This window comes from Butyricimonas faecalis, from assembly GCF_003991565.1.
Taxonomy (GTDB): Bacteria; Bacteroidota; Bacteroidia; order Bacteroidales; family Marinifilaceae; genus Butyricimonas; species Butyricimonas faecalis.
Genome location: NZ_CP032819.1, coordinates 351,954 through 375,483 on the forward strand (window position 1 = coordinate 351,954; position 23,530 = coordinate 375,483).

At 38.2% G+C, this 23,530-nt stretch carries 18 protein-coding genes; 7 read left to right on the forward strand and 11 right to left on the reverse strand.

What is annotated here, in order from left to right:
- Positions 1–38 precede the first annotated feature (38 nt).
- Genes D8S85_RS01450 through D8S85_RS01465 form a run of 4 tightly spaced genes read right to left on the reverse strand, consistent with a single transcriptional unit; the run spans position 39 to position 5,945 of the window.
- Entirely contained in the window at positions 39–461 is a 423-nt protein-coding gene (locus D8S85_RS01450) for a hypothetical protein (protein ID WP_228423312.1), read from the reverse strand.
- Between the two features lie 10 nt (positions 462–471).
- The gene (locus tag D8S85_RS01455) at positions 472–1,086 is read right to left on the reverse strand and encodes a fasciclin domain-containing protein (RefSeq protein WP_106625225.1); all 615 of its coding nucleotides are present in this window, start codon (positions 1,084–1,086) and stop codon (positions 472–474) included.
- A gap of 10 nt (positions 1,087–1,096) precedes the next feature.
- On the reverse strand, positions 1,097–2,620 hold the full coding sequence (locus D8S85_RS01460; RefSeq protein ID WP_106624488.1) for a RagB/SusD family nutrient uptake outer membrane protein: 1,524 nt from the start codon (positions 2,618–2,620) through the stop codon (positions 1,097–1,099).
- 4 nt (positions 2,621–2,624) lie between these two features.
- Entirely contained in the window at positions 2,625–5,945 is a 3,321-nt protein-coding gene (locus tag D8S85_RS01465) for a SusC/RagA family TonB-linked outer membrane protein (RefSeq protein WP_106624489.1), read from the reverse strand.
- 309 nt (positions 5,946–6,254) lie between these two features.
- Here D8S85_RS01465 and D8S85_RS01470 point away from each other — a divergent pair, with 309 nt between their 5' ends.
- Positions 6,255–6,476 carry a helix-turn-helix domain-containing protein gene (locus D8S85_RS01470; RefSeq protein WP_106624490.1) on the forward strand — a complete coding sequence of 74 codons (222 nt, stop codon included), beginning with the start codon at positions 6,255–6,257 and terminating at the stop codon, positions 6,474–6,476.
- Positions 6,477–7,124: 648 nt separating this feature from the next.
- Here the strand turns inward: D8S85_RS01470 and D8S85_RS01475 are convergent.
- Positions 7,125–7,475 carry a carboxypeptidase-like regulatory domain-containing protein gene (locus D8S85_RS01475; protein ID WP_106624491.1) on the reverse strand — a complete coding sequence of 117 codons (351 nt, stop codon included), beginning with the start codon at positions 7,473–7,475 and terminating at the stop codon, positions 7,125–7,127.
- Between the two features lie 1,010 nt (positions 7,476–8,485).
- On the opposite strand from D8S85_RS01475, the gene D8S85_RS01480 reads away from it, so the two are divergent.
- Positions 8,486–10,324: a DUF262 domain-containing protein gene (locus tag D8S85_RS01480; protein ID WP_106624492.1), complete on the forward strand. Its 1,839-nt coding sequence runs from the start codon at positions 8,486–8,488 to the stop codon at positions 10,322–10,324.
- Between the two features lie 1,004 nt (positions 10,325–11,328).
- Here the strand turns inward: D8S85_RS01480 and rhuM are convergent.
- The 6 genes from rhuM to D8S85_RS01520 form a co-directional block, all read right to left on the reverse strand.
- Positions 11,329–12,645 (reverse strand): RhuM family protein, encoded by a 1,317-nt coding sequence (gene rhuM / locus D8S85_RS01495; RefSeq protein ID WP_394345035.1) that lies wholly within the window; start codon positions 12,643–12,645, stop codon positions 11,329–11,331.
- A gap of 29 nt (positions 12,646–12,674) precedes the next feature.
- Complete coding sequence (locus D8S85_RS01500; protein WP_106624494.1) at positions 12,675–13,100, reverse strand: YdeI/OmpD-associated family protein; 426 nt, start codon at positions 13,098–13,100, stop codon at positions 12,675–12,677.
- Between the two features lie 275 nt (positions 13,101–13,375).
- Positions 13,376–14,050, reverse strand: coding sequence for a TIR domain-containing protein (locus tag D8S85_RS01505; protein WP_106624495.1), 675 nt, complete (start codon positions 14,048–14,050; stop codon positions 13,376–13,378).
- Positions 14,051–14,056: 6 nt separating this feature from the next.
- The gene (locus tag D8S85_RS01510; protein ID WP_106624496.1) at positions 14,057–14,638 is read right to left on the reverse strand and encodes an SLOG domain-containing protein; all 582 of its coding nucleotides are present in this window, start codon (positions 14,636–14,638) and stop codon (positions 14,057–14,059) included.
- A gap of 68 nt (positions 14,639–14,706) precedes the next feature.
- Positions 14,707–15,783, reverse strand: coding sequence for a toll/interleukin-1 receptor domain-containing protein (locus D8S85_RS01515; RefSeq protein ID WP_240648787.1), 1,077 nt, complete (start codon positions 15,781–15,783; stop codon positions 14,707–14,709).
- 25 nt (positions 15,784–15,808) lie between these two features.
- Complete coding sequence (locus tag D8S85_RS01520; protein ID WP_106624498.1) at positions 15,809–16,378, reverse strand: TIR domain-containing protein; 570 nt, start codon at positions 16,376–16,378, stop codon at positions 15,809–15,811.
- 102 nt (positions 16,379–16,480) lie between these two features.
- On the opposite strand from D8S85_RS01520, the gene D8S85_RS01525 reads away from it, so the two are divergent.
- The 5 genes from D8S85_RS01525 (at position 16,481) to D8S85_RS01545 (ending at position 23,507) form a co-directional block, all read left to right on the forward strand.
- Complete coding sequence (locus D8S85_RS01525; RefSeq protein WP_106624499.1) at positions 16,481–16,690, forward strand: helix-turn-helix domain-containing protein; 210 nt, start codon at positions 16,481–16,483, stop codon at positions 16,688–16,690.
- 89 nt (positions 16,691–16,779) lie between these two features.
- Positions 16,780–19,485 carry a type I restriction endonuclease subunit R gene (locus D8S85_RS01530; RefSeq protein ID WP_106624500.1) on the forward strand — a complete coding sequence of 902 codons (2,706 nt, stop codon included), beginning with the start codon at positions 16,780–16,782 and terminating at the stop codon, positions 19,483–19,485.
- 4 nt (positions 19,486–19,489) lie between these two features.
- Positions 19,490–20,908: a type I restriction-modification system subunit M gene (locus D8S85_RS01535; protein ID WP_106624501.1), complete on the forward strand. Its 1,419-nt coding sequence runs from the start codon at positions 19,490–19,492 to the stop codon at positions 20,906–20,908.
- Positions 20,909–20,911: 3 nt separating this feature from the next.
- A complete protein-coding gene (locus tag D8S85_RS01540) occupies positions 20,912–22,045 on the forward strand; it encodes a PDDEXK nuclease domain-containing protein (RefSeq protein ID WP_106624502.1) in 1,134 nt (377 codons plus the stop codon).
- 46 nt (positions 22,046–22,091) lie between these two features.
- Complete coding sequence (locus tag D8S85_RS01545; protein WP_127074731.1) at positions 22,092–23,507, forward strand: restriction endonuclease subunit S; 1,416 nt, start codon at positions 22,092–22,094, stop codon at positions 23,505–23,507.
- Positions 23,508–23,530: the final 23 nt, after the last annotated feature.

A 23,530-nucleotide genomic window follows, 5' to 3' on the forward strand; every position in this document is an offset into this window, starting at 1 on the left:
AACAGTTTCCCTTTCTCGTAAACTTGATAACAGATATTTTATTCAATAATGACCATAATCATAGAGTCTAGCACAACACTATACCCCTCGTTGCTGATTCGTAGGGATATGGCATACTTGCCTTGAGGAACGGTATGATTCCATGGTAATTCAACGATTCCTTTCTGGACCGCAGAAAACTGCTTTAGGATTTCCGGGCTGTTATGATCCGAGTCGATACGTTCAATCGAATAATTGATCGGATTCGTGCCTTGTACTCCTTCAAGAGAGTGGCTTTGCCAGGGAATCTCGAACTTTTTCCTGTGGACGTCATCGTTATTGGCATCATCAAGATTTGCCTTGAATACCACTGAATCGGGGTTGTATTTTGCGTTATGTGTGAAAAGGTACCCGACTTTTACATCTTTACATCCACCGTATAGCAGGGTGGAAAGTAATATCATCATCCATATATATTTCATACGATTCATTTTATAATTCAACCCATGTAAACCTGTTTGAAAGGGAATGTACCACCCCGTTATTTGTTTCGATGTCGGCGGAAGCGATGTCTGCCATCTGCCCGCTGATTTCGGCGTGAATTTTTAGCCCCTCCGCTCCGATGTCGGGGATTCCGTTAAACTCGGATTGCGTGCGATATACCCGGAGCTTGACGTTATTCAGGGAATACACTTCCGTTCCTCCCGTGAGTGTTCCTTTTATTTCGTAGTCAAAAGACTCTTTCATCTTTTTCCCTTCGACCAGATAAGCGAGGATCATATTCCTGACGAGTTCCACGGGTATTTCCCGGATTGATTGGTAGATTTTTTCTCCGGTCTGTTCGAGAAAAAATTTTCGGATACTCATGTTCGTGGGGCCGAAAAACGTGATTTCCTTGTAATCGGGATTTGTCCCCTCGAAAATTCCGGTTAATCCCGCGTATTCAATGGCGACGACAATGGAATCCCAGTTGTTATGGTCACTTCTCAGGTAGTCCATCATCGAGCAATCGTGATAAGCGTCTGCCAGCCCGGTGTCATGCTGGTAATCTTTTTCACAGCTTGCAAGAAGGGTGACGGTAATGCATATAAATAGTATTGTTTTCATCTTGTACGGTTTAAATTGCGAATCCATTTCTTTTCCAGTAAATATTCTGTGTCATTTTGGTATTATTTTGAAAGGCGTCAAAAGAAATCGGAAAGAATAAAGCCCCGTCTTTCACGTCTTGGTCGGAGAGAGTCTTGAATTTATCCCTGAGTTTTTCACGGTAGGTCCCGTTACGGACAATATCAAAGTATCTCGTGCATATTCCTTCGAGAAATAATTCTTTCTCTCTTTCTAGTGCAATCGCTTCTTCCAAATTTTCATACGGGGTATATTCCTTTGCCCCAGCTCGTTTCCTGATCACGTTCAAGTCGGCTATCGCTCCCGGAGTATCACCGGATTTCGCTCTCATTTCAGCCCGGAGCAGGTATATATCCGCAAGACGAATCAGTATTTCATTCAGGTCATATCCCAAAAGTTTACCGAGTTGACTGCCACTTGTGTGCAACAGTGGTCTCCTGAATTTGTAAATATAGGCGGCTCCTTGCGTAATTGAGGTTGAAATTCCTGCCATGGAATCCAGTTTGTAAAAATATTCTTCTCGTCTCTTGTCATTTATATCCGGAAACATGGCCATGGCGCTCTCGTTGTTCAAGCGGAGTAAGGTTCTCCTTGTCGAGGGGGTGGCGTTTGGATCTGCCGGCCATTTTTGAGTGACTCCCGGTAAACCACTCCCAGACCGATTGATCGCTTCAGGGTTCAGAAAATCTATTTCAAGAATGCCTTCTTGGCTGTTGCCTGGTAACACGATCTCGCAAATTTCGTGGGGATTATTCACTAGCGAGTAGTCACCGGATTGGATTACTTCGGTGGCAGCATCAATGCCTTTCTGGTAATATTCAGGTTCCTCCCCGTACCCGGCCTGCCAAGCGTATGCATGGGCGAGAATGGCAAATGCCGTTCCCCTTGAAGGTATTTGTTTGCTTGTTACCGGGATGTTATTGGCATCTTTCATCTCGTTCACCGGGGGCAATAATTTCGTGGCCTCAACGAGATCATCTATCACGACCTTCATGATTTCTCGCCACGGGGTAACAGCTTTTTCCCCAACGTCACCTTCTGCCGTAATTAACACGGCATCGCCCCACGTGCGTAAAACATAGAAATACAAGTAAGCCCGTATTGTCAGCGCTTGTCCTTTGTAGTAATTTATGCGTTCTTCGGGTATCTTCGCCCGGTGAATGTTGCCTAAAATAAAGTTGCACATCCCGATCGCTTGGTACTCGTCGTGCCAACTTGGAGCTCTTGTTATGTCCATATCCTTCCGTAACTCGTTGTCCGATATGTTTTTCCAGGTCAAACCGAGATAATCGAACGGGAGACCCCTGTCCCGGTAAAGTCGTGTTTCAACGTATCCGCCCCAAGACCTGAACATGACGTGAAGTTCATACACGGCAGACTCGACGTCTTTTTCCGTTTTCCAGAAATTCGTGTTCGTGACGAGAGTTTCGGGTTCTTCATTCAAAAAATTCTTGAACATATCATTGCAGCTTACTAACGGGAGTAACAGCAAAATTAGATAGATTCGTTTTTTCATGTGCTTATAAATTTAAAGTTAATCCTAGTGTGAATCTTGTCGCCAACGGGTAGTTGTTGTTCGAGTCAACCCCGGTCACGATGTCGATGGACTCCGGATCGGGACTCGAAGAGTTGGTGATGGTGAACACGTTCTCCACGGACATGAATACACGGGCGTAATGTTTTGATTGTTTTGGGAACACGGGTAGTATGTACCCGATCGAGATACTTTTTAGTTTCAAATAATTGATTTTCTCCACGTTACTTTTCAAATTCGTGGCGAAATTATTCTTCCCGTTTTCCAGCTCGTTGATTGGAAAGTCGGCATTGTCACCGGGTTTCTGCCAGAAAGAAACCTTGTCAAGATCGGCTAGAATCGGGACCATCATTTCGGCTGTATTTGCTCTCAGAATAGTACCGACCGAAGCACCTCTTCCCGCGTTCAAAACGTGTCTTCCCAGCTTGTAAGAGAACAATAGGTTTACATCAATCCCTTTCCATTTCAGCGTGGAGGCAATCCCTCCAAACGCGAGTGGGAGGGGAGAGCCCCCGTACACCCGGTCTTCCAAAAGCGGTATGATGGTTGCAACCTGTCCGTTCCCATCGACATCCTGTATCCGTCGGTCTCCGGGAGAGTAAATCTGGTTTCCCAAGGACGATAAATATTTCCGTCTGCCATTAACATAGTAGAGTGGCACTTCGTCTTGTGAATTATAGTACCCTTTGTCGTTAAAGACATAAATTCCATTCAGTGGCTTCCCTATAATATTTAAATTATGTTTGCTTGCCAAGTTGTTGAAGTCCATGCCATTGTTACTTTTTTCCAATCGGTTCCAGTTACGGGCGATATTAAAACTGAAATCCCAGTGCAGTTTCTCCGATCGAATCAAGTCTGCCTTGATTTGTAGTTCAATTCCTTGATTCGAGATCGCATAAGCATTTTGCCATTGGGCTGTGTAGGCATTATAATCTCCCGGCAGAGTGACTTGTGCCAATAATTTATCCGTGTATCGATAATAATAGTCAAGCTCTAAACTCAGCCTGTTACCGAAAAACTCCAAATCCAGTCCCGCATCGAATTGTTTGGTTTCCTCCCAGCTTAGTTTGGGATTTATTAACCCGTTCGGCCAGTAAGGGGTTATGGTTTGGTTGCCGTGGAAAGGGATGTTATTGACTATTAGCACTCCGAAAGCGAAATAAGGATATTCAAACTGTTTTCCGGACTTCCCGTAACTCAATCGAATTTTCCCGAAGTCCAGAAAATCTCGGGCCCAATCCATGTATGGTTCTTCGGTGAACGTGTAGGCAATAGCGTATGACGGGAATGTCCCCCAGCGAGTGTTCTCCCCGAACTTTGAGCTGGCATCCCTTCTGAGCGTGACGGAGAGGAAATACTTCTGCTTGTAGTTGTAGGCTACCCGTCCGAACATACCAACCATCGTGCTTCTTTCCAGACTGGAGTTGAAATCCTTTAATTGTAAGTCTTTCTCGGTGTCATACACGTTACCGCTCCACGTGACGTATTGTATCAGGTTACTTGGCGCACCTTTGCCATACCCGCCCTTACTCTTGGCGATGTCTCCTTGGAACGAGAGCCCGAGAAGGAAATCAATGCTATGATTGTCAGTAAAAATCTTGTTGTAAGAGAGTAGATTCTCGTTTAACCACATCATCTTGATCGTGTTGTTGCCTGCCGAGTAACTGTTGAGATCCACGTTTAGATCGGAAGGGATGAATATGTTTTGGTCTTGCATGGAGAAATCGACAGCGAGAGACGATTTCAGTTTCAAGCCTTCCACGATCGTGTACGCCAAATCGAATGATGATCTTAGCCTGTAAGATTCGTTTTTCTCTTTAATCTCGTTGAAACGTCGGACTGTTTCATCAAAAGCCTTCGTTCCCGGGCCGGGCATGAGGGTAGAGGTCGAGAGTAATTCATCCGGAATGGTTTCCAAGTCACTTCGGTCGTTGGAGAAATTATAGGCATCATGCCCTTTGCCTGCCCTGTTCCGTCCGGTACGGGCCAAGTAAAAACGAATGTTGCTTTCGATGCTTTCGGAGGGTTTGATAAACAAGTTGGTGATGAGTTTAACCCTGTTAAATCCCGTGTTGCGTAGCACGCCCGTTTCCGAGTAATATCCCAGTCCGACATGATAAGCGATTGTGTTGGATCCTCCCGATATTTGGATATTGGCATCGGTTACTTTCCCGGTTCGGAAATAATAGTCGAACAGATTCGTGGAATTGTTATAGAATTTGTTCAGACTATCTTGCACGATAGGAATATCCAGTCCGTCACCGTTGTTCCAGAATAAATTGTAGTTCTTGTTGTTTTTGTAAGAATCTTCATAGGATTGAACCGGGCGGTACATGTTCGTTTCTTCGTCATAAACGGACTCCCGGTAATTTTCCATGGCTTGCATCCTGTGTCTTCGTTCCCTATTCCCCGTGGTAATATCCGGTAAAGAGGGGCGAGTAACCCATGTCTGCGATATATTTACCGTGAACGTGGGAGCTTGATTCCGGTGTCCTTTTTTGGTGGTCACGATGATCACGCCGTTTGCCGCACGGGAACCGTAAATCGCCGCTGAGGCCGCATCCTTTAGTATTTGGATGGACTCGATATCCTTGGTGTCAATCTCGGCAATCGTGTTTAGCCCGGTAAGCTCGGAGGTGTAACTGAACATGGGAACCCCGTCAATGATCCATAACGGGTCCGAGGTGATACGTTCTTTCTCTACTGCCAGCGAGTTATAACCCCGGATAACGATGGGAGAACCGCCACCCCCGGGTGCCCCTGTCATGTTCGTGACATCCACCCCGGCCGCCCGGCCTTGTAAAAGGTTATTGATAGAAGAGGAGGGGAGATCCTTGATCTCGTCAGCCTTCACGACTGACATGGAACCGACACGATTCCGACGTGATTGTTCCCCGTAGGCGATGACTTGTACTTCATCTAGCTCGGATACTTCCTCTTCCAGAATGACATTCAGTAACGTGTCTGCCTTACTAAAAGGAATCGTTTTTGTTTTATACCCGATAAAAGAAAAAACAAGACGCCCCTTGTTGATCGGGAGAAACATCCGGAAATTCCCGTTATTATCCGAGGACGTTCCTATCAGAGTGCTATCCAGTCGCGCGGTGACACCGGGCAATGGCCCTTTTTTCTTGTTCAGGATTTTCCCCTTTATAAGATGTCTGACAATAGAATCCTGTTGGATCGAATTCGCTTGTAAAGGCTCGCTTTTTACCATCAAAGGGACGTAAGCGAAGAATGCGAAAAACATAATACTGACTACACGCAAATTCAGAATAGATTTGCGCTGACAATCCATTTTTTTCATACTTTTGTATTTAAGTTAAATGACAAGCATTCATGCTTGTTTTTATTATCTAGGGGGATGTTTGCAGCATCCCCTTTTTTAATTTAGAGTGAGATCTTAGCCACGCTTGGTGGTGGGCGAATTTTTAAAGCGTTTGACAATTTGTGTTGATACTGCATTCTATGTAATGTTTTGATAAATAATTAATTTGTATTAAATTAAAACTTCTATATAATATCTTGTTGCTTCTTAATTTAATTGATAATACTCCCTAATAGCTGGGTGGATGAAGCCTGAAATATCCCTTTATTCGTACGTTAATTTCAAAATATGAAAACAGAGATAGATTTATACGTAATTGCTAAGGTGCGTGAATACAGATTAAAGGCTAAACATACCCAAGAATCTCTTTCTTATACTTTAGGGTATACTCGAACATTTATTAGTAATTTTGAAAATGGTCCTAAAAAATATAATATGAATCAACTGAATAAGATTGCTAAAGTTCTTAAATGTTCTCCTAAAGATTTTCTGCCACAAGACCCGTTGTAATTTGTCAATAAAAAAAGAACTGTTATACCATTCTGTAAGTAGGTATCGGCAGACCCTTTCCAGCAGTTTGAATACAACAGTTCATACCTAAGTATGAAACTACTGTTACAACCCGCTGAAAAGTATTATTTTGCCGATTTTACTTACTAGGTCGATACAATAACTTCAAATATATTATGCGGACTCTTCCACACTTAGTTTCTCAACTTCTGCAAATATATAATATTTTTTACAAAAATCAAATATTCTGCCATTTTATAGCTGATTCTTTTCCTAGCTTATAGCAAACTTAATTTTCAGCCTACCTTTCTCTATCCTTACACTAAGACATAAAGGAATACAGACACGGCACTAACATATCATATACATACGTCAGTGTCTATGCTATGTACTTGGTATGTTCATGATCAAAGGAAAGGATAGTTCAACTTTAGCGAAAGTGTAGACCATCTCTGAACAAAAAATTGCAAACCGATCAATACATCACAGAGTTCATACGAACATGAATGAGTAACGTTTGACCTTCGAATGAGGGGTATTATTTGGTACTCTTCTGTACTTTATTTGGGGTGTATTTGTGTATGAATTCCACAAAAGTAAAACTTCCTCTAGAATTTCTAGAGGAAGGTAAAAGTTTAAAGGGTAGGTTTATTCCTCTTGGGAACGTAAGGTCACATTCATATCATCTATGTCAGTGCTAGAAGATACTATTTTGTCTTGTGGAACATAGTTAGCGTGGCTAAAACTTAATGTACAGGACTCAGATTGTCTTACTTGGATAGAGTAATACCCTTCTGAATCAGTTTGAGTTTTGCTTAACAGGGCGTTGTTACTGTTTAAAGTACAGGTTACATCAACCTGACTTATAACATCTCCATTAGTATTGTCAACATAACCGGAAACAGTTATCCATTTTACATCACTTTTCATTGTGAAACTACACGTGATCATTGCGATTACAACGATTGTTGCTAATACAATTAATGATTTTGTTTTCATGATAATAAGTTTTAAATTTTTACTAACAAACACCTGGCGTTTTCTTTCTTTAATGCATGCATATCAAATTTAGGATAATTAATCTGTAAAACAAAATTGTGATGTAAATATTTCTATGTTGCGATGTATATGTTTTTTTTGAAATCCGTTACTTGTAGGATATATTAATATTTCAATTTTCATGCTTATTACTTACGTAATTATTGGCAAATATATAAATAAACCATGTGATTATTGATGTATGTATTACGAGCAACTAATATTTACACGAAGATTATAAAAGACCTATAAAAAATGCTTTCACTTTGTTATTTAGTTTTGGTAGTTTATATAGATTATAAATAACTTTCATGGTGGATTAGAGATGTGCTATTTTTTCGATGCAACCCATTTATACTATTGATTACAAACGTTTTTAGTCTTTTAATCGGTATAAATCAAATTTTTACAACTACACGAAAAGTACGCATAAGCGCACTTTGTTGACTATCAGTACTTTCTATATATTCTTTGTACTGCAATTCTTTTAGCTCATTTTCAAACTGGCGAGGGTTAACTTGATGTAATTGATTGTCTGATTTTTATCACACGTGTATTAAAAAATGACTTCATAGGCAGAGGTAGGAATTTAAGTTAGAAAATGGCAATGATTGGCAAGTTTTATTCGTTACTTTTTGTGGATTATATTTTATAGTTAATTATTTGTAAACTCATTGTTGTCAAGAATTTAGGATGTAATTCTTGCTTATACTCGAGAAAAGAGAATCTTTTCTACATTTTATAATATACTCGTCTAGCAGAAGTTTCTAAATATAATTTTCTTTGGCCCACTTTTGGGGAATTATTTCTGAAGAATTTTTGCAGTTTATTGATAATATGCATATTTTTGTGTGTAGTCAAAGTGTCTCATGTTATATGTTTATAACTATAATGTGGTGATAATAAATGTATTATCAATGTGTCTTGACTTTTAATTGCATCATTTTATACTTAAGAAACTTAAATTACTTATGGATGTATCTCCTTTAAATCAGAATATTGACACCTTGTTTGCAAATACAACATATTATATAGATTTTTATCAGCGACAATACAAATGGGATTCTGTTCCGGTTGTTCGTTTATTAGATGATATTTTCTATAAATTCACTGAAGAACATAAGCGATATGCCAATAGTATGTTACCAAGCGATCAAATAATCAATAAATACGCATGGTATTACATGAATACTTATGTAACAAATCTTGATGCAGAAACTAATAGATTATATATTGTTGACGGACAGCAACGTCTCACCACACTGACCCTGATTTTGGTTAAGTTATACCATCAGGCAGAAACTTTTGCATCAGATCTAAAAGATTGGATAGCTGACAAAATAGTAGGTCGATCTGGATATAAAAAGACTTTTTGGCTTAACCATGAAATCCATGAACCAACGCTCAAAGCTCTTTTTGATGGTGATGAAGATGTTCCAACGAATACAGGTATTACAGCTGAAAATTTGGAAAAGAACTACAAAGTGATTTCTAAACGACTCGACAAAGAATTAACAAATAAAACAGTGTTCGAGCGATTTGTGTTCTATTTCATGTATCGTCTGGTTATCATTAATTTAAAAGTGGAACAAACCGATGTGCCAATGGTTTTCGAAGTGATTAATGATAGAGGTGTTAGACTGAAACCATATGAAATACTAAAAGGTAAGCTCTTGGGTCAAATTGATAAAGAGGAGTTAAATGTGTTAAAATTCAATGAATTATGGGATGGTCAAGTTAGTAAAATCAATCGAAACAATCCAGATGCAATAGATAGTTTCTTTATCTATTTATTAAAAGCCAAGTTCTCTAATACAATTGGAGAAAGTAGAAAATTTGATAGGGAATATCATAGAGCATTATTTGCTGAAACTTCTTTGAATCTTGATCATAATCCCAATAATGTAAAAAAATTCCTTCAAAATGACTTCTTGTATTATTCTTCTTTATACGTTAAATTAGTTAAATATACTACAGAACTCAATCATGAATTTGAACATGTGTATTATAATTCGCTAACTGATAGGGGTCAACAATTTTTGTTAATAATGTCGGCATGTAATGTTGATGATGTGCAAGAAAAAGAGAAAATCCAATGTGTATCATATCATATAGACAGGTTGTTCTGTCTCCTGCAATTACAGAGAGCTTATGATAGCAATAAGTTCAATGAGAAAATGTATGATATCAGTAGCAGAATAAGAGAAGTTGATATATTAGAAATTCCTGCTATATTTGATTCTGCGCTATTAGAGATGCTTAAATACAAATACAGTAATAATGACCTTAACGTTGTATTTAGTTATGGCTATTTTAAAGAAACTGGCATCGATCTTGACAAGCGATTTAAGCGATACTTTTTTGCGAGAGTTGAAGAGTTTATAGCCAAAAACACAAAAATGGATATGAGGCATAATTTATATAACCTTGTCGTAAATACAGGTAGTACAAATGGATTTCACATCGAACATATCCTTGCTGAAAATGAAGAAAATTATGAATTGTTTGGAAATGATGAAGAACGGTTCAAAAGTGAAAGGAATAGACTTGGCGGTTTGTTGTTGCTAAAAGGAAAGGACAACATTTCAAGTAATAACGAAACGTATGGAAAAAAATTAGAATCATATGCTAATACACTATATTGGAATGAAACACTACGGCAGGATTCTTACAAATCTCACCTTGATTTTACAAATTGGATTCAATCATCTAAGTTAAATTTTAGGCCTATGGATAAATTTGGGCCAGAAGAATTAGAGGAAAGACAGAAACTATTGTTTGAAATAATTAAACATATATGGAATGAATAATAGTAGTGTCCATAATTTTGTGTAAACGATAGTTTGATAAGGTATATTATTATTGTTGATTATCAATAATTTATGGATTAAAAGATAGACGCTTCAAAATTTACTTGTTTTTTCGTCAAAAATCGAAGATTTAACTTTTTTAATCTTAGTTTGCCTTCAAACGAAGATTAAAAGTGAAAAATAGCTCTCGATGCAGCATATTTACATCACTGATTATTAGTGACTATTCATTTTAATCGGTACAACCTCTGTTTTGAGAAATACACAGAATGTAGGGACAAATGCAAACCGTTGTATTTCATCGCCTTGCATATACCTGTTGTACCGCCTCTTTTCAGCCCTTTTGTGGAATGTCTGCTATCAGATACAAGGTATTGAGTGATAGGGCATTTCCGCAGATATGTTACAGAACGCTTGTTGAATACAAAGGTAGTGGTTTTCTTGGGATTTCTGTGGTTTGCGGTGTGGTTTTTATTTTCCAGAAGATGCTTAACAGTAGAAAATCGGTCATAGAACCAGGGAACTTTTGTAGGATACACATTCGATTCGCTTGAAAAAGTGTAGGGCTATGCGTTGTATTCGTTGGGAAAAGTGTAATGAATCAGATTTATTCGCTTGGGAAAGTGTAATTGCTTCCGTTTGTTTATTATGAAAAATGTCTGTATACCCTAACAGGTACGCTTCTATTCAGGCAACAACTATTATGCCCTATCGGGTATAATCCTGCTTATTATATCAATATTATACCCGAAATGGTATAAATCAATATATTTGACAGAACTCCATGATATTGAGCTTCTGATATTGGATACAGAGTTTGAACACCAACTGATTAAAGTCTCCATGAATATCACCAGAAACAATAATTGTCTTAGTTTCGGAAAAAGATAGTGAGAATATGCCGTTATGATTCATCTTATGTTCCTGTTAATAGTGTTTATAGATAGAATTAATCCTTACCAAATAACCCTCTTTCTTTCCAAATCTTGACTTCTTTATCAAAATCAGACAGATATCAAGCGGAATTTATCATATTCAGTGTATGCCTTTTCTTTCGCTTGCTCGGTGGAAATGATGTCAGCATCATTATATTTATCATACTCATATAGAGTCAGGAAATCATCCAATTGCTTTTTCCAATTTGCCATTGTGGAAATGATTTGCCGTTCAGCACGAAGTTCGGCCAAATCAAGGAATGCGGTTGATAGACGATTGAAAGCTGAGACTTCTTTGTCGGACAAGTAATTCTGGGCGATAATTGTATCCGACTTTTGGCCCCTGCCGTCAGGAGCGTTTTTCCAAGTGGTAAGTCCCATGTGGGGCTTTTGGGCATCTGCTCTTGAATAGATGATTTCGGTTGCCGTTTGATGGGAAGCGGCCCAATACATCATATCTTGCACCATTTTGAAGAATTGTAGGGTAGTCTCAGCCTTAGGATCATAATCGGCACTACATTCGGCATAGACATCGGTGATTTTTTGATAATACCGACGTTTTGAAGCTCGTATCTCTCGGATACGTTCTAATAGGTCGTCAAAATAATCTTTGCCAAAATGTTTACCCTGTTTCAAGCGTTCATCATCCAATACAAATCCTTTTATGATCATTTCTTTTAGAACCGATGTGGCCCACATCCGGAATTGGTCCGCTTGATAACTGCTCACACGAAAACCAACGGCAACAACCGCATCTAAATTGTAGAACAAAGTATCATCGTTCTTGCCATCAAGTTCAGTTGTTCGAATTTTTCGAATAACTGAACTCTCCTCCAATTCTCCGCTTTTGAATATCTCTTTCAGATGGTTGTTGATCGTATTCGTTTCAACACCAAACAAATCGGCCATTCGCTTTTGCGACATCCAAAATGTTTCATTATTGAAGATAACCTCTATACGGCTTTCTCCTTGTTTCGTCTTATATAGCAATATATTGGATGATAGACTATTGTCGATTAATTCAGGAGTTGATATCTCTTGTTTGAAATATTCTCTTGCCATCTGCACTTGCGGCTTCTTGCTATCGGCATTTTCAACAATCATCAAACAAGCGATTCGTGATAAATATATATTCTCGACCTTACGAAAGGAACCGGAACTTAGTTTGACCATCTCAAACGTAGGATTAAAATGCTCGGTAGTGTTACAACCTTTCTTATTGGCAATGGCGATAGCTTTGTTTAGAGTACGATTGAATTTTTGGTATGTGCTATAGCCTAATGCGGTGCACAATTCACGAGAAGTCCAATACTCTAAACCTTTTGCGTCTCGCTTTTTAATTTGTTCAAAGTTGGATTGAATAGAGGGTATATTGTTCTCATTCATTGTCTTGATATATCTTATAATGATAAGAATTACTTGTATAATCCCGGTCTTAATTCCTTATTATGCTTCATGATTCTTTCTTCCATAAGAGAACCATTAGGGACTATTTCGTAAGAATAGGCTTTCTCAAAGGCTTGGCGTCCGGCATCTGTCATAAGTCCTCGATCTTCAAGATTAATACAACGTTCTTTGTTTAACTCAGTCCAATGACTTCCTTTACGACGAGGTGAAAGCCGCTGGGCAAGGCGTCCGTCTGGCAATTTCTTTAGAGTTGAATCAATCCACCCGAAACACAATGCTTCTTCAACAACCTCAATGTATGGAATACATTCATATGTGGGCTGTTTAGAGCGTGAAGTTACAACCCAACACGATTTCGCATGGTTATGATTAACCTCTAACCAGTTTCTCAATTCAATGCGGTCTACGAAGTCCAGTAGATTGATAATTTCCATATATGCCCGTAGTTCAATTGAAATATGATTACTCTAATTGTTTTCTGTAAACAGACTCCAAAGTATTTCCATCCTTGAACCGAAATTGATTGTATATGAACCTGATACTCAAATTATGTATGATGTTTTATCTGCAAATTGATACCATAATGTTTCCGCTATTGCAATATTCAAATACAATTAAGGTAGTTCATAGGAATAATCATAGTCTAAGAATAGGAATAATGAACCTCCGTTTTTTTATTGCTTAGTGGAATAGATTTTATACTGCAACATTAAACATTAATGTGAATATCGTATTCGTCTTTTTTGTCTTGAATCTTTTTAACTTCATTAATCCAAAAGCTAATATTGTTAATGAAACTATCCCATCTAACCATATGTATATAACTGACATAACCACGGTAAACATTGTCACCAATATTACAATTTGAATATGTTTTCTTTATTTGATTAAACATATTCGCACGTAAGACTTTGAATAGTTTATTTGTATGCCATAACGTACACCCTGACTGACAACACATCTTCGGTTCGAGCATATAATCATACCTACCATTAATATCAGGAAGAACAACTGCTAGTATACCATTTCTTCTGCTAGTTCTGTCATTTCGAGCTGTCTCTCTTAGTGAATAAGACACTTCCCAAGGAATCCATTGTTCATCTTCGCTTTTGTTTAACTCTTTCATATTAGGAGAGATGAGTACAATAGAGATGCTACTATCAAAAATTTTATTTCTTAGTTTTGACTCCACAGTGGAGTCTTTAAAATTGGATAGGTCTTCACCGTCTAGTTCTCCTTTATTAATATGATCATCATCTTCAAGCTTATCTTGTAGTTCATCAACATAGTGACGAACTTTAGTTGATTCGTACCAAGGTGTTCTTTCAAGATGCTTCACAGAAGTATCACCATATTTATATGATATAAAAATCTTATGTCCCATAACTATTTATAAATTAAGTAAATCTTTAAACAATGAAGAATATGCCAAGTTAATACATAATTCAGGTTCTTTACCAGCAAAATATTTGTCATAAATGATTTTGGCAGCACCTCCAGTGCTAGCCAAAGGAAATACTTTTGCTTCTGGATGTAACTGAGTAAACATTGTATATTCATCTTCTACACCTTCCATACCTCCAATAAAGATTCCAGCGTAAAATTCATTATCGCCAAGCATATGTTTTCTCATCTCTTCTATACTCAAATCTTTATCTCCCATATCATTGGTCTTTATAATATGAGCAACACTTTCATTCTCTAAAGGAAAGAACTGTTCAAAATACGTAGATTGATACAAAATTACGCTGCTATGTATATCTAATCCCGAATGCTGCAAAATACTAGCTATAAGTGGCGTTATTGAAGGATGACCTCCCCAAATCAGTTTATATTTAGGCAATGCCACACTAGCTAAAGCTAATACGGAATCACGTATTGCGATTGTATCCGCTGTTTTGAAATATCTTTCATCTCTTCCTAGCATAGGAATACTTGCTGACAAGAATATATTTAATTGTTTTTGAGCCATAATTCAAAATCTTTTTTCTTGATAGTTTTAACCTCTAATGATTCATTTAACCATTCTAGATGTTCTATTCATTTCTTACGAATGCGCAAGTCATCATATATAAGGAATAATTCGATTTTCTCATTATCAAGCAATTTTCTAAAACGTAGAGAATCGAAACAGTCATAAGATTGTGGAATTCCTATTGCCGGGATAAACAATCTAATTCTGCCATCTTTTAAAGTCTCTACAAGATAGCGATACTCTTGTATAAGTTGTCTCCCTTGTTTGCGAGCTTCTTTGACAAATTCTCCCACAAGATTGTCTTGTCTAGCAGCGAGGTTTCTAGCTCTAACGGATTCTACTGTATTTACAATGTTCTCAATACATTCTTCAGTAATGCGACAAGATCCATTATGGAAGTCCTCGTTCATAAACATTTTTTGTGTTAATTGAATAGGTGCGCATAATAAATTGTGTATGTCAGGGGTGCAATCAGGCCAAATAATTTCAACTACTCCAATTTGTTTTTGATTTGCTGATACAATTTCCTCATTGCACCACTTGCTGTTCTTAAAATCATTGGTGTAAAGTTGGACTAATACATCGCAATCCGTCATTCGATGGTGTAATTCTTCTTGAAAATTTTTAGCAGGATTGATAGAATATGTATCCAGAAATACATCGTAATTGTTGCGGACAAAAGCATCAAACAATTGGTTGGCTACAGCAGAAGAGTCCGTCCGGCGATAACTAATGAATAGTTTCCGGTTTTCTCTCAATAACCTCATTGATTCAAATGCATAGTTGATATATTTTTCAATATCATCTGCAAAATATTGTCTTCCATTCATTATATGAATGACTTTAGGAACTTCTGCTTCAAAATTCTCACCAAAATATATTGGCAAAATAGCATCCCCATTATCAAGGAGAACCTTTAATACTTCGATATCTTTTTCTGAATGATTTATATTGCCAAAATAGAATACGAAAGATGGCTGTTTGTTCAAATACTTTTTATAAAAAGTTTCATTATAGATTACCTCAAACATATTGTTTTTTAAACCTATGCTATGAATCTTGTCGAAAAAGCAAGCTTTTATTGTATCGCAAGCATTATTCTTAATATCTCCCAGGAAAATAAGTTGGTATTTATATGCCATAATAATTGTTATTCGTTATAGGTACCTATGATACAATCCAATCGTATAATTTCTTGATACGATAATTCCCATCTTTATCATTGTAACAATAGTAGTATCCTCTAGGTATTAAATTCCCGTTTGAATATTTTTCTGTTCCAGAATAATATTGAATAGTCGGATATATTTGCATATATTCAGAACCTTTCCAGCTACCATCGTTTTGAGCTATCGGGAATAAAGCTATTTTCCCTAAATCAAATTTTTGCGCATCTCCGTAACCTAACTCCCAATTACACCATTTTGAATCAATAGCCCCGTCTGTGGCGACTAGTATAAATTTATCGTATTTTTGAATTTGCTGTTTGATTATGGTTGCTGTGGTTCCAGATGTTTTTTTAGGCATAGAATTGTCAAGCCAATCAACATAGATACTGGCATGTAATTCTTCTAAAATGTAGGCAACTCGTTTGAGTTGGCTAATTTCATCGTGTTTATGGGAAAGAAATACGGATGCATGTTGACCGATTGAAAAAAATCTAGTTTGCTGATGAGCTTCGGAGAGGACATCGGCAGCAAGAGTAAGTTCCTTTAGCTTATTTTCTGTTAGAATCATGGTTCTTCTTAATGTTTGTCATATGATAGCACAAAAGTACAAAAATAATCCCAGCTATCGAATATAATTCACTATATTTGCACTATGAAATCATATCAAAGAATGAAACTGAATAGAATAAAGACTGTTTTATCCGAAAAAGGTATTTCTCAAACGTGGTTAGCTAAACAGCTAGATAAGAGTTTCAGTATGGTCAATGCCTATGCCTGTAATCGAATTCAGCCTAATTTGGAAACCTTGCAACAGATTGCGGAGATATTACAAGTTGATTTGAAAGATTTGATAACCGATAAAAAGGAAAGGTTACAATAAGTATTAAATTAGGTTAGGAGGTTCTGGGTTATTCTGCTACCTATTGCAGATGTGTCTATGAACTTCCGATAATATACAATGTTAAGAACATGACTCCTGAAGAAAAAGCAAGAATAAAGATAGACCAGTGGTTTACTGATGCAGGTTGGGAAGTTGTCAATAGGGATGATTATGAACCTACTTGTACGGCCGTAGCTATAAGAGAAGGTTTATTGAAAGGAAATCTTGAAGCAGATTATTTCCTTTTTATTAATGGGAAAGCAGTGGGTGTGCTTGAAGCTAAACGTGAAGAAACGGATGCTTTTGCTTCAAAAGTATGCGAGCAAGTAGCCTTATACGCGAGAAGTGTTCCGAATATCTATCAGACATACCAAAAGCCATTGCCTTTTATCTTTACCTCGAATGGCAAGGAACTATATTTCTGTGATTTTCGTGAACCGGATTCTTATTTCAAGCCGATAATGGCTATCCCTACGCCACATGAATTGGTCAAGAAACTGGGGATTGAGGATACATTTGCCGGACTTCCAACATTGAAAAAGAATGGGCTTCGTGATTGTCAATATGAAGCAGTAACAGAACTTGAAAAGAGTTTCCGTGCTGGTCAAAAACGGGCATTGATGGTTCTTGCCACTGGTGCCGGTAAAACTTATACGGCTTGTCTTGCTGCTTACCGAATGCTTTCTTATACACCAATGCGTAGGGTGTTGTTTCTTGTCGACAGAAATAATCTTGGGAAACAGGCAGAAGGAGAATTTGGAACTTTCCGTCTGACAGAGAATGGAGACGCATTCAATACTATCTTTACGGTCAATCGTCTTCGCTCGTCTTCTATCCCTTCTGATAGCAATGTGGTTATCTCTACAATACAACGTCTGTTCTCATTCTTGAAAGGAGAAGCTATTGAGGATAATGATGACGATGATGAGAGCGAACCTATAGAAGAAGTAACTTTGCCTCCCAATCCCAATTTGCCGCACGATTACTTTGATATGATTATTATAGATGAGTGCCATCGCTCCATTTATGGAAACTGGCGCAAGGTGCTGGAGTATTTTGATACGGCAAGATTAGTAGGTTTGACAGCGACACCTATTCCCGAAACAATGGCATTTTTCGATAACAATCGCATTGTTAACTATACATTGGAAAAGAGTATCGTTGATGGTGTGAATGTGGATTGTAGAGTGTATCGAATAAAAACGCAAGTTACAGAAACAGGTGGAGCTATATTAGAGGGAGAGAAAGTAAAGGAAGAAACAAGATATACGGGTGAGGTTAAGACTGTGAGTAACAAGGAGACCAAAACCTACACCAATAAAGAACTTAATCGAAGCGTTATCAATCCGGCGCAAATAAAGTTGATTCTTTCTACTTATCGGGATGTGGTTTATACAGAACTTTTCAATGACCCTCAGCGTGAGCCAAATATGGATTATTTGCCTAAGACATTGATTTTTGCTCTCAATGAAGCACACGCTACCAATATTGTACAGATAGCCAAAGAGGTGTTTGGAAGAACAGATGACCGATTTGTTCAGAAAATCACCTATTCAGCAGGTGATAGTAACGAACTGATACGCCAATTCCGCAACGATAAGGATTTCCGTATTGCAGTTACTTGTACGTTGGTTGCTACCGGAACGGATGTAAAATCGCTGGAAGTAGTAATGTTTATGCGTGATGTAGAATCCCTTCCACTTTATATTCAGATGAAAGGGCGTGGAGTGCGTACTATTGGTGATGAACAATTGCGCAATGTCACTCCAAACGCATTCAGTAAGGATTGTTTTTATTTGGTTGATGCGGTAGGCGTGACAGAACATGAAAAGACAATTCCAACAGCAACAGATGAGCCTACGACTAAAACTATCACGCTGAAGGAGCTGTTAGAACGTATCAGTCACGGTTATATTCCAGATGAATATCTCAAACGACTTGCAGCTACGCTTGCCCGAATATTCAATAAAGCGGATGATTCGCAACGGGCAGAGTTCGCTCGTTTATCTCATGATGATATGAAAGAACTCTCTGCCAGAATATATGATGCGCTTGAAAAAGGCATTCTTCCACCGTTTATTAGTACGAATGAATCCAATAACGAACGCAAAGGATTGGTGTCTCCGCTTGCCAATCATGCAGATGCTCGGAAATACCTCCTTATACTTGCAGCCGGATTCGTTAATACGTTAATGCCCGGAGAAGATACACTTATCTCAAAAGGGTTCTCAATTGAAGATGCAAAAACCACAACGGAGGCATTTGAGGAATTTTGTAAAGAGAATGCGGATGAAATAGAAGCTCTCCGTATTATCTATAACAATGAAGGCGAACCGATAACTTATTTAATGTTGAAAGATCTGGAAAATAAACTGAAAATGGCAAACAATCATTTTACCCCAAAACAAATATGGAATTCGTATGCCATTCTTTCTCCTAATAAAGTAAAGCGTTCTACGACTAAAGAAGAAAGCGATGCCTTAACGAACATCATACAACTGGTACGCTTTGCTTACCACCAAATAGAGAGATTGGATAGTGTGGTTGCTACATCCAAGCAATATTTCAACTTGTGGTTGGGACAAGCCCAGCGTGAAATAACCGACAAACAACGTGAAGTTATCAGTCGTATTGTGGATTACATAGCTTCTAATGGGGCTTGTACGGTCAAAGATATTCGTAAAGATGATGCGACTCATGCAGCCCAAATGATTAAGACGTTTGGCAATATGCAGAAAGCAGACGAGGCACTTCATTCACTTTACACATTTGTAGTATTAAGAAAAGCAGCATAAGAAAATGGCAACAAATAATGCAACAGAGCAATCGCTTACCAAAAAAGTATGGAATCTGGCAACAACTCTTGCCGGACAAGGTATAGGTTTCACCGATTACATCACTCAACTGACCTATCTTTTATTTTTGAAGATGGATGCCGAGAATGTAGAAATGTTTGGAGAGGAATCGGCAATACCGACAGGGTATCAATGGAACGATTTGATTTCTCTTGATGGTTTGGATTTGGTCAAGCAATACGAAGAAACGCTTAAACAACTTAGCGAGCAGGATAATCTGATTGGTACAATTTATACCAAAGCACAAAACAAGATAGACAAGCCTGTTTATCTGAAAAAGGTCATTACTATGATTGATGAGGAGCAATGGCTCATTATGGACGGTGATGTGAAAGGTGCTATCTACGAAAGTATTCTTGAAAAGAACGGGCAGGATAAGAAAAGTGGCGCAGGGCAGTATTTTACACCTCGTCCTCTTATTCAGGCAATGGTAGATTGTATTAATCCGCAAATGGGGGAAACCGTTTGTGACCCTGCTTGTGGTACGGGTGGATTCTTGCTTACGGCTTACGACTACATGAAAGAGCAGTCTGCAAGTAAAGAAAAGCGTGATTTCTTGCGTGATAAAGCTTTGCATGGTGTGGATAATACGCCTTTAGTGGTGACGCTCGCTTCCATGAATCTATATTTGCATGGTATAGGTACAGACCGCAGTCCGATTGTGTGTGAAGATTCTTTGGAAAAAGAACCGTCAACGCTTGTTGATGTGATACTTGCCAATCCTCCTTTTGGTACTCGTCCGGCTGGCTCTGTGGACATCAATCGCCCGGATTTCTATGTGGAGACCAAGAATAACCAGTTGAACTTCCTCCAACACATGATGCTTATGCTCAAAACAGGAGGACGTGCAGCAGTGGTACTTCCTGACAATGTTCTTTTTGAAGCAGGAGCAGGTGAGACTATTCGTAAACGCCTATTGCAGGATTTTAATCTGCATACAATCTTGCGCTTGCCTACAGGTATCTTCTATGCTCAAGGCGTAAAAGCAAACGTGTTGTTTTTCAGCAAAGGACAATCAACCAAAGAAATATGGTTTTACGATTACCGTACAGACATAAAGCACACGCTTGCTACCAACAAACTGGAACGTCATCATTTGGATGATTTTGTTTCTTGCTACAATAATCGGGTGGAAACTTATGATGCTGAAAATAATCCGCAAGGTCGCTGGCGGAAATACCCTATAGATGAAATTTTTGCCCGAGACAAAACAAGTCTTGACATTACTTGGATAAAGCAGGGTGGTGAGATGGACGACCGTTCATTGGCAGAACTAATGGCTGACATAAAAGATAAAAGCCAAACAATAAGTGCGGCTGTTGCTGAACTTGAAAAACTGCTCGCAAGTATTGAAGAAAATTGAGTTATGGGAAAAGACATTATCACAAATGATAAAGATATAAACGACCTGTTCTTGAAGGTTGTTGACCTCGTCACGCAGGCAAGGAGACGTGTGGCAACAGCTGTCAATATAGCAGAGGTCTATACTAAGTTCCATATCGGACAATATATAGTAGAATATGAGCAAAAGGGAGAGAGAAGAGCCGAATATGGAAAGTCTGTGCTGAAAGAACTTTCCAAACGTCTGACTGATAGACTGGGCGATGGATGGTCATATTCTAATTTACGTCAAATTCGACAGTTTTATTTGGTTTACGGTAATTTGACAACCAGTGGTTATCAATTTGAAGATGTCCAAAAGGCTAACCAGTGGTTAGCAGATTATCCGAAGGCAGAGGAATATATCTCTGAACCGACATTCGCTCTCTCATGGTCTCATTATCTTATACTGATGAGGGTTGAAAATCCAGATGCCCGCAGTTTCTATGAAATAGAATGTACCCAACAACAATGGTCTAAAAGACAACTCAGCCGTCAAGTAGGAAGCTGTCTTTATGAGAGATTGGCTTTGAGCCGTAACAAAGATGAAGTAATGCGGTTGGCTAAAGAAGGGCAAACTATTGGGAAACCATCGGACATTATCAAGAATCCCATAACATTAGAGTTTCTTGGTCTGAAACCTGATGCAGTTTACTCCGAGTCTAAATTGGAGAATGCCATTATCAACAAGATGCAGCAGTTCCTATTAGAACTTGGCAAAGGGTTCCTCTTTGAAGCAAGGCAGAAAAGGTTCACGTTTGATGAGCAGCATTTCTTTGTTGACTTGGTATTTTACAATCGTTTACTGCAATGCTATGTGCTTATAGATCTGAAGATAGACAAACTTACTCATCAAGACCTCGGACAGATGCAGATGTATGTCAACTACTATGACCGCTATGTCAAACAAAACTTTGAAAAGTCGACAATTGGCATTCTGCTGTGCAGGGAGAAGAACGATGCACTTGTGGAACTCACCTTGCCTAAAGATGCTAACATCTATGCTTCTGCTTATCAACTCTATCTTCCCAACAAGGCTTTATTGCAAGCCAAGGTGAAGGAGTGGATTGAAGAGTTTGAAGAGAATGAGGAATTAAAGAAACTGGAAGAAAATGAATAGTAATTGTGCAGTTTTTGGCTGTTCAATTACAAACAGATATACAACGATGGATACAAAAGCATTACGTCAAAAGATACTCGATCTTGCGATACATGGAAAACTTGTACCGCAAGATCCAAACGATGAACCTGCATCAGTTCTGCTCGAACGAATCAAGGCTGAAAAAGAACGACTGATAAAGGAAGGCAAAATCAAGCGGAGCAAGAAGTCTGCAAAGACTTCCGATACGCCCCATTATCCCTACTTGTTGCCGGAGGGCTGGGAATGGTGTAAATTAGAAGATATTGTTTCTTTTGGTGGAGGTAAAACTCCGTCAATGGATAATAAAGAATATTGGGATAATGGAAGCCATCTGTGGGTAACTTCTAAAGATATGAAGTATAGCCATATAACAAACTCTCTGATGAAAATCACAGATAAGGCTTTGGAAGTAATGACAACATATAAGAAAGGTACATTACTCGTAGTAACACGTAGTGGTATATTGAGGCATACTCTTCCTCTTTCTATATTAGAAAAGCCTGCTACAGTTAACCAAGATTTAAAAACAATTTCACCTCATCTACTGGAACTATCTGAATATCTTTATGTTGTCATTAAAGCTAACGAGCAATTTATCTTAAAAGAATACCATAAAGATGGAACAACAGTAGATAGTATTGATTTTGATAAGTTCAAATGCTTACCAATTCCTTTAGCCCCTATCGCAGAGCAAAGACGTATAATTGTTGAAACAAAGCATTGGTTTGCTTTGATTGACCAAATAGAGCAGGGCAAAACTGATTTACAAGCCGTCATTAAGCAAACTAAATCAAAAATCCTTGACCTTGCCATGCATGGAAAACTCGTACCACAAGATCCGAATGATAAACCAGCATTCGAGTTGTTGAAACGCATAAATCCTGACTTCACACCTTGTGATAACGGGCATAGTGAGAAGTTGCCTCAAAATTGGGTTTGGGTAAAAGGAAAGAATATCTTTTTCCCTATGAAATCGACAAAACCCAAGAACAACGAATTTCAATATATCGATATTGATTCCATTGATAATAAACAGCAAATAATAAACGAAATTAAAACAATAAAAACTCCCAACGCACCAAGTAGAGCCAGCCGTTACACTCAAAAGAATGACGTTATATTTTCGATGGTTCGTCCTTATTTGCGCAATATAGCAAAGGTTGTTACTAATAATTGTATAGCATCGACAGGATTTTACGTGTGTAGTGCTATTCCACAAATTCTAAATTCTAATTATTGCTATTATCTTATGGTTTCAGACTATGTGGTAAATGGATTAAACCAATTTATGAAAGGAGATAATTCTCCCTCTATTAATAAAGGGCATATTGATGAATGGTTATTTCCATTGCCTCCATTGACAGAACAACAACGCATTGTTCAAAAGATAGAAGAACTATTCTCTGTTCTTGATAACGTTCAAAATGCCTTAGAAGTGTAAATGAATACACTTCTAAAGGCTGA